Annotated in this window: 8 protein-coding genes; 3 read left to right on the top strand and 5 right to left on the bottom strand. The window is 72.3% G+C overall.

What is annotated here, in order from left to right:
• Window positions 1–16: 16 nt before the first annotated feature.
• Window positions 17–904 (top strand): sugar phosphate isomerase/epimerase family protein, encoded by an 888-nt coding sequence (locus tag TA3x_RS06325; RefSeq protein ID WP_435019379.1) that lies wholly within the window; start codon window positions 17–19, stop codon window positions 902–904.
• A 43-nt stretch (window positions 905–947) separates the two neighbouring features.
• Here TA3x_RS06325 and csrA read toward each other — a convergent pair whose 3' ends face one another.
• The gene (gene csrA / locus TA3x_RS06320; RefSeq protein WP_435019377.1) at window positions 948–1,139 is read right to left on the bottom strand and encodes a carbon storage regulator CsrA; all 192 of its coding nucleotides are present in this window, start codon (window positions 1,137–1,139) and stop codon (window positions 948–950) included.
• A 446-nt stretch (window positions 1,140–1,585) separates the two neighbouring features.
• Here csrA and tatC point away from each other — a divergent pair, with 446 nt between their 5' ends.
• Window positions 1,586–2,620, top strand: a complete 1,035-nt coding sequence (gene tatC / locus TA3x_RS06315) for a twin-arginine translocase subunit TatC (RefSeq protein WP_435019376.1) — start codon at window positions 1,586–1,588, stop codon at window positions 2,618–2,620.
• Window positions 2,621–2,640: 20 nt separating this feature from the next.
• Window positions 2,641–4,194, top strand: coding sequence for a uroporphyrinogen-III C-methyltransferase (cobA, locus tag TA3x_RS06310; protein WP_435019374.1), 1,554 nt, complete (start codon window positions 2,641–2,643; stop codon window positions 4,192–4,194).
• Between the two features lie 2 nt (window positions 4,195–4,196).
• On the opposite strand, the gene TA3x_RS06305 is transcribed toward cobA, so the two are convergent.
• The 4 genes from TA3x_RS06305 to TA3x_RS06290 form a co-directional block, all read right to left on the bottom strand.
• Complete coding sequence (locus TA3x_RS06305) at window positions 4,197–4,382, bottom strand: hypothetical protein (RefSeq protein WP_435019372.1); 186 nt, start codon at window positions 4,380–4,382, stop codon at window positions 4,197–4,199.
• Window positions 4,383–4,523: 141 nt separating this feature from the next.
• Window positions 4,524–5,003 carry an Hsp20/alpha crystallin family protein gene (locus TA3x_RS06300; protein WP_435019370.1) on the bottom strand — a complete coding sequence of 160 codons (480 nt, stop codon included), beginning with the start codon at window positions 5,001–5,003 and terminating at the stop codon, window positions 4,524–4,526.
• Window positions 5,004–5,408: 405 nt separating this feature from the next.
• A complete protein-coding gene (locus TA3x_RS06295; RefSeq protein ID WP_435019368.1) occupies window positions 5,409–9,824 on the bottom strand; it encodes a PQQ-binding-like beta-propeller repeat protein in 4,416 nt (1,471 codons plus the stop codon).
• 88 nt (window positions 9,825–9,912) lie between these two features.
• Complete coding sequence (locus tag TA3x_RS06290; protein ID WP_435019366.1) at window positions 9,913–12,408, bottom strand: bifunctional serine/threonine-protein kinase/formylglycine-generating enzyme family protein; 2,496 nt, start codon at window positions 12,406–12,408, stop codon at window positions 9,913–9,915.
• Window positions 12,409–12,444: the final 36 nt, after the last annotated feature.

The following is a 12,444-nucleotide window of genomic DNA, read 5'->3' as shown; positions in this document are numbered from 1 at the left end:
CGAAGGGCGAGCGACCATGTATCGAAGTTTCAGCGCCAAGGCCGTCGGCCTGGCCCACCTCCCGGCCGAGGCCGCGATCGACCTGGCCCATGAGGGGGGATTCCAGGGCGTCGACCTCCTCGTCGGCGACCTCGTGAAGGCCGGGTCCGACCCCCGGGCGATCCGCGATCGGATCGCGGAGCGCGGGCTGATCCCCGGCGCCTGGCACCTGCCCGTCGACTGGCGGGGCGACGAGCCGGCGTTCCTCCGCGACCTCGCGGAATTGCCCCGATATGCCGCCGCCGCGGCCGAGATCGGCCTGCTCCGGACCGGGACGGCGGTGCTGGTCGAGACGCCCCAGCGCCCCGAAACGGAGGAGGGGCGGGCCGCCCACCTCGCCGAGGTGGCGGCGATGCATGTCCGGCGGCTCGGCCAGATCGCCCGCATCCTGGACGATCACGGCATCCGGATCGGACTGGAGGTCGTCGGCGTCCGGTCCTTCCCGACCGGGCGCGGGATCCCGTTCATCACCCGACTGGCCGACCTCGACCCGACCCTGGAGGGGATCTGGGACGAGGCGTCGAACCTGGGGATCCTGCTGGACGCCTTCCACCTGTACGCGGCCGACGAGCCGGTCGAGGCCGGGCTGGCCCGGGGGATCGGCCGGGTGGCCTGGGTCCACGTCGCGGACCTCCCGGCCGATGTCGGCCCGGATCGCGACCGGATCATCGATGGCGACCGGGGATTGCCCGGCGAGAACGGCGCGGTCGACGTCGCCGGGTTCCTGCGTCGCCTGAAGGACGAGGGCTACGACGGCCCGGTCACGGTCGAGCCGATGCCCCGTTGCCGCTCGCTGGCCGGGCTGCAACCCATAGAGGTCGCCCGGAAGGTCGGGCAGGCGCTGAACGCCGCCTGGCCGACCTGATCTCGGGCCGCGACGCCGGGGCGCGGCCCCGGCGAGGATGGCCTCAGGAACTGGCGACGGTCATCGAGTTGGGGCCGGCCGCACGCTGGGGGGCGATCTCTTCGCGGAAGATCGCCACATCCGACGGGGCCTCGATGCCGAGGCGGATCTGGTTCCGGTCGACCTTGACGATCGTCAGGACGATGGAGTCACCGATCAGAATCTTCTCGCCCAGCTTCCTGCTCAGGACCAACATGGATCGCTCCCATCCGGTTGTGTTTTCCGAGTGTGACTTCGCATCGCTTCGCATTGCGTGCCATTCGTCGATGCACGCTCCGTACCAACACCATTACGACAGCGATTCGGCCTGTGACATGAATTATTTCCCGGGATTTTCGGAACGAAGCGGAGATCGGTCGCCGGGCGGTACTGGACGATTGGCACCTTCACTACCCGATTCCCATCGCATCGCATCGAAATGGGAACTCAGGTATCCCCCCGACTTGTAACCCCTGTGTCTGCGGACGGATCGGTGCCGGCGCGGGCGGGGCGTTCGGGGGAAATCCTTGGCACAGTGGCGGAGGGACCGCCCCGGCTGCTACCATCGGGAGGCCGACGTCCTCGGGCGGCCCGGGGCAGAGGGACGCCCCCGGGTCGGAACACCTGTTCTACGAGGCTCCTCCGGGAGCGTGGTCCGGAACGATGCCCACCGATAAAGACCTGTTCGCCGAAGAACAGACGATGGTCTCGATGAGCTTCGGCGACCATATCGAGGAGCTGCGGATCCGCCTGGTCCTCGGGCTGATCGGGCTGTTCGTCGGGATGATCATCACCTTCATCCCCCTGCCCTACTTCGGCCAGAGCATCGGCCTGTGGATCATGGAGACGATGTCCCTCCCGGCGCAGCGGACGCTGGAGGAGTTCTACTCCGAGCAGGCCGAGCGGGACGCCGAGAAGGCCCGGGCGGAGAACAGCTTCAGCGCCCCGGTCCTGACCAAGATCCCCGGCGACGTGATGGTCTCCGAGTTCCTCAAGATCGCCCCCGGGCTGAAGCCCTACCTGCCCCAGCCGGAGGCGGTCAAGGGCAAGCTCGTGGAACTGCCGCTCAGCTCCGAGTTGGGGGCCCAGATCCTCGGCGACCAAGGGCGGCTCCACCGCAACGCGCTGGTCTCGCTCCACCCGCTGGAGACGGTCACCATCTACCTGATGATCAGCATGGTCGCCGGGCTGGTGATCACGTCCCCCTGGGTGTTCTACCAGGCGTGGGCCTTCGTGGGGGCGGGGCTGTACCGCCACGAGCGGCATTACGTGGTCAAGTTCCTCCCGTTCTCGCTGGGGCTATTCCTCGCCGGGGTGTTCCTCTGCTTCTTCGGCGTCCTGCCGATGACGCTGAGCTTCCTGCTCCAGTTCAACGTCTGGCTCAAGATCGAGCCGACGATCCGGCTGACGGACTGGATGAGCTTCGCGACGATCCTGCCGCTGGTCTTCGGCCTGGCGTTCCAGACCCCGCTGGTGATGCTGTTCGTGGAACGGATCGGGATCCTGTCGGCCGACGACTTCCGGGCGAAGCGGAAGATCGCCATCGTGGTGATCGTGGCCCTGGCGGCGATCCTCACCCCGGGGCCGGACTGGATCAGCCAGCTGGCCCTGGCCATCCCGATGATCGCCCTGTATGAGGTCGGGATCCTGCTGATGGGCACCAACAAGAAGGCGGGGACGCCGGCGGTCATCTCCTGATCGGGAAGGTCGATTCGAGGATGGGCGAGCCATCGGGGATGGTCTATCTGGTCGGAGCCGGGCCCGGCGATCCGGGCCTGCTCACCCGGGCCGGCCGCGACGCCCTGGCGCGGGCGGACGTGGTCGTCTACGACTTCCTGGCCAGCCCCCTCCTGCTCGACCTCGCCCCGCCGGGCGCCCTCCTGATCGCCGCCGGCAAGACGATCGGCCATGCCACCCTGTCCCAATCCGCCATCAATGAGGTGCTGTCCGAGCACGCCCGGCTCGGCCGGTCGGTGGTCCGGCTCAAGGGGGGCGACCCCTACGTCTTCGGCCGGGGGGCCGAGGAGGCCGAGCACCTGGCGAGCCTGGGCATCCCGTTCCGGATCATCCCGGGCGTGACGGCGGCGGTCGGGGCCTCGGCCTACTCCGGCATCCCGATCACCCACCGGGACGCCGCGTCGGCGGTCGCCTTCGTGACCGGGCACGGCGACCCCGAGGCGACCGGCGACGGCCCGAACCGCAACCGGCTCGACTGGTCGGCCCTGGCCCGGTTCCCCGGCACCTTGGTCGTCTACATGGGCGTGACCCGGCTGGCGGCCCTGTGCCGGACCCTGATCCGCGAGGGGAAGCCGGCCACCACCCCGGCGGCCATCGTCGAGTCGGCGACGCTCCCCCGGCAAAGGACGGTGGTCGCGACCCTGGCCGACCTCCCGGAAAAGGCCGAGCGGGCGGGGATCGGCCCGCCCGCCCTGATGATCGTCGGCGAGGTCGTCGCCCGGCGGCCGGCGCTGGACTGGTTCGAGTCGCTGCCTCTGTTCGGCCGGCGGATCGTGATCACCCGGCCGGTCGAGGAGGCCGACCGCTCGGCGGCCGCGCTAGAGACGCTGGGGGCCGAGGTGATCCGGTCCCCGACCGTCCGGATCCTGCCGATCGACGACCCGGGCCCGCTGGACGACGCGATCGACCGGCTCCCGGCCTTCGACTGGCTGGTCTTCACCTCGGCCAACGGGGTCCGGCACTTCTTCGACCGGCTCGACGCGACCGGCCGCGACCTCCGCGCGGTGGGGCACATGCGGTTCGCCGCCATCGGCCCGACGACGGCCGAGGCGCTCCGCGCCCTCCGGCTCCGCGCCGACGTGGTGCCGTCCACATTCCGATCCGAGGCGCTGGCCGAGGCCCTCGCCCCGCGGGTCGCGGGCCAGAGCGTGCTGCTCGCCCGCGCCGACCGGGGGCGGACTATCCTCCGCGACGAGCTGGAAGGGCTGGCCCGGGTCGAGCAGGTGGCCGTCTACCGCAATGCCGACGTCGAGGCCCTGCCCGCCGGCCTGGCGGATCGGATCGCCGAGGGGGCGGTCGACTGGATCACACTGACCAGCTCGGCCATCGCCGAACGGCTCCATGCCCTGCTGCCGGAGGGCGCGCGGGCCAGGATCGGGCGAGACGTCGCCCTGGCCAGCCTGAGCCCGATCACCTCCGCGACGATCGCCCGGCTGGGATGGCCGGTCGCTGCGGAGGCCGCCGACGCGACCTGGGAAGGCGTCGTGGGCGCGATCGTGGCCGCCGAGGCGGCCCGCCGCTCAGCCCCGTCCTGATCTCAACGCAGTTCGCGGCTGGTCTCGAACCCCTGCCAGAGCACGAACGCGGCGCCCAGGATGAACATGATGTCCAGGACCAGGCTCTGGCCGCCCAGCAGCCCGATGATGGCGTCCATCAGGAAGACGACGGCCACCAGGGCCGCGACGCCCATCGAGATGTAGCAGAGGATCTTCTCGCTTTCCATGAACGGACGCTCCGGTCGGCCTCGATTCCGTCGATACTTCCCAGCTTATCACATGGGACGAGCCCGGGTGCAACGTCGGTTCGGCAAATCCGATGCGAGGGGGCGGGCCGTTCCGGCGGCGATCCGGCCCGCCCCGCCCCGTCATTTGGCGGCGGTCTGGATCGGGATCGAGCGGGGCTTGGCCGCCACCCGCCTGGGCAGCCGCACGGTCAGGACCCCGTTCTTGGACTCCGCCTGGACGAGGTCGAATTCGACCTCATCGGTCAGGACGATTTGCCGATGGAACGGGCCGGACGGGCGTTCGCGGGTCCGGTCCTGAGGGTCGGCGACGTCGAAGGCCGCCTTCTCGCCGCGCAGGCTCAGGACGCTCCCGGTCAGGGATAGGTCGATCGAGGTGGGGTCGACCCCCGGGAGGTCGGCCACCAGGATCACCTCGGTCGGCGTCTCGACGAGGTCGATGGCGGGCGTCCAGGCGGACGACGGGTCGGGTTCGACGCCCGCCTCCGGGCTCGCCGGGCCGCCCTGCGACTGCCAGTAGCCTTCGATCAGGCGGTTCAGCTCCCCCTGGAGGGTCTGAAGCGGGACCGAGAACTCGCGACGCCAGAGGCCAGGTCGGATCATGGGACGCTCTCAGTCGGTCGGGGTTGGGTTGGGCTCGCCGGATCGATCCCCGGGTCGAAGTCGCCGGAACGGATCGTCCTCTCAGTCATTCGCGAGCCAGGCTCATCTTATTCCACTCGCAGCCGGCGTGCCCGTCATCCCGCCGGATCCCGAAGGCCGGCATCGGGATCGCCCGACGACCCCCCGGCCTGCTTCGCCGCCCACTCCTCCTTCGCCCGCCCGATCGCATCGCGCAATTCCTGGTCGGCGGGGGCGCATCCCCCGTCCCACTCCCAGATGGGCGGCGTGGACCGATCCGGACGCGCGGCGGGATCGGCAGGGGTGGGGCACGCGGATCCGGGCTCGTCGTCCGGGCTTTCGGGACTCATCGGCGCCTCGAGAGGGTGGGATCGGTCCGCTCGGCGATCAGGGGCGGGCCGGAGTCCCTTCGATGGAGATGAGCGGGAAGGCGGCCTCGGCCGACTGGAGCCGCAACGCCTTCTCCTGCTCGGCCGTTGGGGCCAGTCCTCCCGTCGGGGCGGATGCGCCGCCCGCGCGGAGGACCATCTGGGGGAAGACCTGGGTGAGCCGGGGGAGGGTCTCGTCGGTGTACCGGGCCAGCTCCGAGGTCGAGACCACGCCGTCGCGGTCGAGGTCGGCGGAGGCCGGTCCCGGGTAGCCCCCGAGTTCGGGGGGGATCGTCCGCAGCCCGTCCGCCCCCATCCCCTTGAGCAGGACGTAGGTGAGGAGCCCGTGCTGGAGCGCATCGGCCTCGGTGGCGGGCTCGCCGCGGCGGGCGGCCAGCAGGTAGGAGTTGCGCGTCTTCCGCGAGCCGGTCTCGGCCAGGCGCTGGATCTTCCGGACCATCGGGTCGTTGAGGATCGCGCCGGCCTGGCAGGCGTCGACGATCACCAGGCGTTGCAGCGATTCGAGCCGGGCCAATCGGGCGTAGATGGCGGAGAACGCCAGGACGTTGGGGTCGCCGACCCGCGTGGTCCCGGTCCCTCCGGCCGCCTCGCCCCGGACGTTGCCCCGGAGCGCGACCTCGATCGGCACGCCCGTCGCCGGGGGATCCCCGAACGGGTACTCGGGCAGGAGCAGGCAGAACTGGTCGAGTCGGTCGTCCGTGTCGGTGTGCCCGGCCAGGAACATCACCACCGTGTCCTCGGGGTGGCCCTTGACGGCTTCGGAGAGCCGGAGGAACGCGTCGCGGACCCGGGCCTCGGTCACCTGGTCGTCGGTCAGGACGATCAACTCGCCGGGCTCCCCCTTGGCCGAGACGCCGCGCTCGTGGAGGAACGAGGCCATCCGCCGGGCGTCCAGGTGGGCATACTTCAGGGCACGACTCCGATAGGCGCTGATGCCCAGGGCGAGCGTGTGGAGCCGCCCGGCCGGCTCGGCCCCGTCGTAGGAGACGGCCAGGTCGTCCGACCGGCCGTCGGTCGCCCCGGGCTTGCTGGCCAGGGCATAGAACCGGTTCTCGCCCCCGCGCAGGGCGACCCGGGTCGTGGCGAAGTGGGGCCGGGCCGGGTCGACCCGGAAATCGCCGAGCGCACGGACCGGGACGCCGTTCTGGTAGAGCCGGAGGTCCGCGAGGTCGCGGTCGCCGGTCCAGAGCGTCAGTTCGACCTCGCGGGCCCGGGGATCGCGGCCGGCGGGCGGGTCCACGAACTTGAGCCTCGGGGACTCCTGCAAGGCTTGCTTCGGGGCGGGGCGTTCGGCCTGCGCGAACGTCTCGGCCAGGCCGAACGCGTAGTGGGTGTCCATCGCCTGTTCAAGCGTGACGACCCGCCCGCCGACCCGCCACTTGACCAGGGCCTCGCCGGGCTGGGAGCCGTCGTACAGCCCGTCGGGGGTGTAGGCGATCCAGTCGAAGGCATCGGCCGAGCGCCGGGTCGCGACCAGGCTGCCGATCAGGGAGCGGCCGGCCAGGTCCCACACCCGGACGGCGGTGTCATCCCCCCCGCTCACGATGCGGGACCCGTCGGACCAGGGGGCCAGGGCCCCCACCTGCTCGGTGTGGTGCGGCAGCGGCCGGAAGGGGACCGCCCGGGGCGCCCCGCCGTCGGGAAGGGTCCAGAACCGGATCGTCTTGCCGCGCTCCCCGGCCGCGACAATCCAGCCCCCGTCGGCCGAGAACGCCACGGCGTTGGCCGATCCTTCCACCCGGTCCTCGAAGGCGAGCGTCCCTCGGCCGAGGCCCCGCTCCATCGCCCAATCCCAGAGCTGGACCTGGCCTCCGCGCGTCCCGACGACGACGCGATGGGGGTCTTTCGGGGAGAACCGTGCCGAGGTGATCCCCGGGTCGTCCTCGCGGGGATTCTGGAGCACGACGGCCGCCTGCCGCAGCTCCACGGCCGGGTCGGCCAGCGGCCAGACCCGCGCCGTGCCGTCGTCGGAGGCGGTCAGAAGGTACGCCTCATCCCCCGAGAAGTCGACGTCGGTCAGCCCACCGTCGTGGATCCGGGTCCAGTGGACGAGCCGGCCGGTGGCGGCTTCCCAGACGCAGGCCATCGGCAGCTGGATGTCGTGGGTCGCCGCCGCGATCCAGCGCCCGGACCGGGACGCCGCCACGGATCCGAAGGCGGCCGTCGAGGGATTGCCGTCCGGCCCCGGGGGCCGTTCGAATCGGATCGGCCGGGGCTTCCCCTCGCCCCGGTCGAAGACGACGACGTCCCCGCCCCGGTCGGGGTGAGCGGCCAGGGCCAGGGCCCGCCCCCCGGGGAGGAAGGCCCCCGCGACCCAGGATCCGGGCACGGGCCTGGCCCCCTTCCGGTCCTTCAGGTCCCAGACCAGGGCGATGTCGTCCCGGGTGATCGCCAGGATCGACCCGTCGTCCGGGGAGACCCGGAGCGAGGCCACCTTGCCCCGGGCCGAGCGGATCGGCGGCAGGCCCTCGGCCCGGAGACGCCCCGGGGTGGCATCGAGCGTCCACGAGCGGATGCCGCCGTCGGCGTCGCCCACGACCAGGGTCCGCCCGTCCGGGCCGAAGGCCGGGGCGATCCCCGGCGACGGGCCCGCTTCGATCGCGACCGGCTCGGCCTTCCCGGAGGCCGGCAGGTGCCAGGCCAGGACCCGGCCATCCACGCCGGTGCAGGCGGCCAGCCACCGGCCGTCGGAGGAGAACTCGGCCCGCTCGATCTCGCCCGGCGCGGGGATGTCGTTGGCGTCCCGGAGCACCGCGACGGCGCCGCCGTCCCGGGGCTCGACCAGCGAGAGCGAGCCGGCGTCGGCCACCAGGAGCCGACCCGACGGGGAGAACCTCACCAGGCTCACCGGGCCCCGGCCCGGCCGGTCGAATTCGATCGCGCCGGTCGTCGCGTCCAGCACCCGGACCCGCCCCTCGTCGTCGCCGGCCGCGACCTTCCGCCCGTCGGCCGAGACGCCCAGCGCGGTGACGTGGGCCCGGATCGGGTCGAACCGCCGAAGCAGGGTGCCGTCGGCGGCGTGGGCGAGGACCACCCCCCCCTCCCCGGCCGAGACGATCGCGGCGGCTCCGGGCGCCGGGCGATCGGCCGACGCGATCCGGCCCAGGGGCGTGGGCTCGAAGTCGCGGACCTTTCCGATCCGGCCGTCGGCGATCTCCCACAGGATCGACCGGCCGCCACGGTCGAGCGAGACGAAGCGGCGGCCGTCGGGCAGGAAGGCCAGCGCGGCGATGCCGTCGGCGTGCTCGGGGGGGCCGAACGTCGACCGGGGCCGATCCCGGGTCATGTCCCAGCCCAGGATCCGGCCCATCCCGTCGCCGGCGATCAGGGCGGTGCCGTCCGGGTTCATCGCCAGGGCGGTCACGCCGTTCATCGGGTCGGTCAGGATCCGGAGCAGCGAGCGATCGGCCAGGCCCCAGACGCGGACCGTGCTGTCCTGCCCGGCCGAGATCAGGTGGCCGCCGTCGGCCGTCACGATCAGCGACGAGACGCGGTCGCCGTGGCCGTTCTGGACGATCAGCTCGGGCACCGCCGCCTCGACCGGGCGGATCCCGTCGGGCCACAGGGTCAGTGCCGGGTCGATGCCGCCCGCCGCCAGGAAGCCCTGCCCGGCCAGCGTGGCGTCCTCGCGGAGCGACCGGAGGCAGCCGACGAGGTTGTGGGCCCGGCTCGGACCGCCCAGCCCCTTCGCCAGCGCCGCGACGAACGGCCCGGGGACCGTCTCCTCGGAGGGCCGGCCGGCGTCGCCCGCCATCCAGGCCGTCACGCCCGGCCACCGGGCCAGGGCGTTGAGCCAGGCCGAGGCCGACGGGGAGCCCGCCGGCCGGTCGATCCCCCGCTTCCCCCGGCCCCCGGGCGACGTGTCCAGCCAGATCACGACCCGGGCCCGGGCCGCGACCCCGGAGGCATCCAGGGCGTCTTCGAGCGGCCAGCCGGTTCGGTCGAGGTTGGCCGCCGCCGCGTCGATCGGCAGCAGGTAGCCCCTCCCCGCCGGGCTCCCGGGCAGGGGCGGGCGGACCGCCGCCTGGCCGGCGAAGTAGATCACCGCGACGTCGCCGGGCCGGGCACGCTGGGCCAGCCAGCCGGTCAGCGCCCAGTCGAGGTTGGCGCGGGTCGGGCGCAGCGGCGGGGACGCCTGGGCCGGGGCCCCGTGAGCCCGTTCGCCCCGGTCCTCCAGGTGCAGGACGTGGTCGCGCTGCCATCCGGCCGTCCCGGCGATCCAGTCGGCCACCGCCCGCGAGTCGGCGACGGCCGTCGAGCATCCCGGGATGAGCCGGTCCTCGTAGCGGTCGACGCCGACCACGATCCCCCAGACCTGGGGCTTGCCCGGCGGGTCGTCGGCCGCGGCGGGCCGTGCGGCCCCGGACAGGAGGCCCAGGACGGTGCCGAACAAGGCCAGCTTCGCGCGTCTCATGGCTTTCGGAAGCCTCGCGGTGCGGGCGGCCGGGGGACGCCCGATGGGGGGACCAGGGGGACCTCGGCGGGCGGACCGACCGCGCCGATCAGGGCCGGCCGGCGTCGCCCGTCGGGGGGAATTCCGGGCATTCGATCACGACGCGGAAGCCGATGTATTCGAGGAGTTCCGTCTCGGCAAACGACTTCTCGCGCTCGGTGATGTAGACCTCGTCGACGGTGGAGTACCAGCTGCCGCCGCGGACCGCGTACCTCTCGACCTTCCCCGGCGAACCCTCCGCGACGAAGGGGTCGCGCAGGACGTTGGAAGGCTTCTGGTAGGGGGACCAGGCATCGCGGCACCACTCCTGGACGTTCCCGGCCATATCGAAGATATGTTGCTCGGTCTCGTCCCGGGGATACTCGCCGGAGGGGGTGGTCGTGACATCGTCCCGGACGGATTGGATGTTGGCCATCCGGTCGCTCGGCGGCTCCCCCCCCCAGACATACCGCCGACGCTGGCCGAGCGACCGGGCCGCGTATTCCCACTGGGCCTCGGTGGGCAGCTTGGCGCCGAAGGATTCGGCATAGGCGGTGGCATCCCGGCGCGAGATGTTCACGGCCGGATGGTTGGGGGCCATCGCCTTGTTCCGCTGCTTGAGCCCGTCGTAGATCTCCTGCCAGCGCACCGGGCTCGGCCTGGCGGCGGTCGTGAAATAGTTCTCGATTTGGCCGTTGCTGACCTCGAACTCCTGGAGATAGAAGCCGGAGACGATGACCGGGTGAGGCGGATAGTCCTTCCGGTTCACGTCCTTGGGCGCGTCCCAGGACCCCATCTCGAACTCGATCCCGCCGGGGATCCGGACGTATCGGGCATGCGTCGGGTCGTCGGTGCGGACGATCACGCGGGGCCAGCCCTGGACCAGTTCCGGCGAGCCGGCGGAGGGCTCGGCCGCGAACCCATCGGGCAGGTAGATGCCCGGGGCATGGAAGCGGTAGAGGTTCTTGTCCTCGTCCCGGACGATCTGCTCGGGCCACCCATCGACCAGGGCCGCGCCCTTCAGGGCCCGATAGCCGTCGGGCAGCTCGGGCAGGCTCGTGCGTCTCGGGACGGCCGGCCCGTCCCCCCCGCCTGGCCGGTCCCCCCCCAGCACGATCGGCGTGGCCTCGATGGGCTTCTTCCCCGCGCCCCGGTTCATCAGGAAGAACGCGCCGGCCGACGCCAGCACGAGGAACGCGAGGACGGCCGGGATCCGGAGCGGGTGCCGGCGCCTCTCGTGCTGCTCGGCCTCGGAGGCCGGGTCCGCGTCGAGGCCTTCCCGCGGGCGCTCGGCCGCGACCGAGGTTGGCGAGGCGGTCGCGATCGGGCCCCGGCCCGGGGGGGCGGCCGAGTCCGGCTCGGTCGCCTCGACCGGCGGGGAGTAGCACGGGACGGCATCCCAGGTCGGCGGGGTGGCCGACGTGGCCTCGTCCAGGGGGACGTAGGCGGTCGAGTGGGGATGCTGCGCCGCGGCCGCCTGGGCGAACTCCTCGTACAGGAGCCGGCCGGTCGCCGGGCGATGGTCCGGGTCCTTGGACAGCACCCGGAGGATCGCATGCTCGACCTCCGGCGCCACGCGCAGGGCCGGGTTGGCCGCGCGGAGCGGCGGCGGGGGCTGCTGGGCGTGCTGCATCATGACCTGGACCTGCTGCCCGACGAACGGCAGCCGGCCGCAGACCATCTCGTACAGGATTACGCCGACCGAATACAGGTCCGACCGGCCGTCGATCGGCTTGGAGTAGACCTGCTCCGGGCTGCTGTAGGACGGCGTCCCGATGAACCCGCCGGTGAGGGTGGGGTCGTTGAGGTTGTTCTCCGGGTCGTTGCGGATCTTGGCGATGCCGAAGTCCAGGACCTTGAGGAACTCGCGCCCCGGGGGCCGCTTGCCCAGGAGCATCAGGTTGCTGGGCTTCAGGTCGCGGTGGACGATGCCCGCCTCGTGGGCCACGTCCAGCACCTCGCAGAGCTGGCCGAGCACGCGGAGGATCCACGAGAACGGCATGAGCGGGGCGGACGGGTCGCGGCCCTCCTGGTTGCGGGCCGCGGCCAGGATCTCGGTGATCGTCTGGCCCTCGACATACTGCATGTCGATGTAGCCCCCTTCCTCATCGAGCCGCGCGTCGTAGATCTCGATCGCGTGCTCGTGGTGGAACGAGGCCATGACCTGGAATTCGCGCTGGAATCGGACCAGCGCCCCCTGGTGGGAGGCCAGGTGCGGGACGATCATCTTGAGGGCATGGTCGCGGTTCAGGCTCGAATGGCGGACCAGCCAGACGTCGCCCATCGCCCCGCCGCCGAGCCGGCGGATCACCCGGTACTTGCCGTAGAGGGTCCGCCCGACCTCGATCGAGCCCGGCCCCACGGCGGTGCGTTCCCCCCCCTGGTAGCGCGTCCCCTCGGTGGTCTGGGGCGTGGTCGCGGGGAGGTCCGGGGAGAACCGGCGGGTATCCTCCTCGGTCCGGGACGCCGGCCGGCGGGAGGTCGGGGCGTCGCCGGAATGGGTGACGAACTGCTGCCGCGTCTGGTGCGGATCGACCTCGTCCGGATCGGCTGAGTTCGGCGTCATCGGGCTGTCCCATCATCGGGGGGCGGGGCGAATCGC

Origin of the sequence: Tundrisphaera macrotermitis, from assembly GCF_051175315.1 — a bacterium.
In the GTDB taxonomy this organism is placed as follows: Bacteria; Planctomycetota; Planctomycetia; order Isosphaerales; family Isosphaeraceae; genus Tundrisphaera.
Note: the sequence above shows the minus strand (reverse complement) of the source record. Positions and strands in the feature narration are given on the sequence as shown.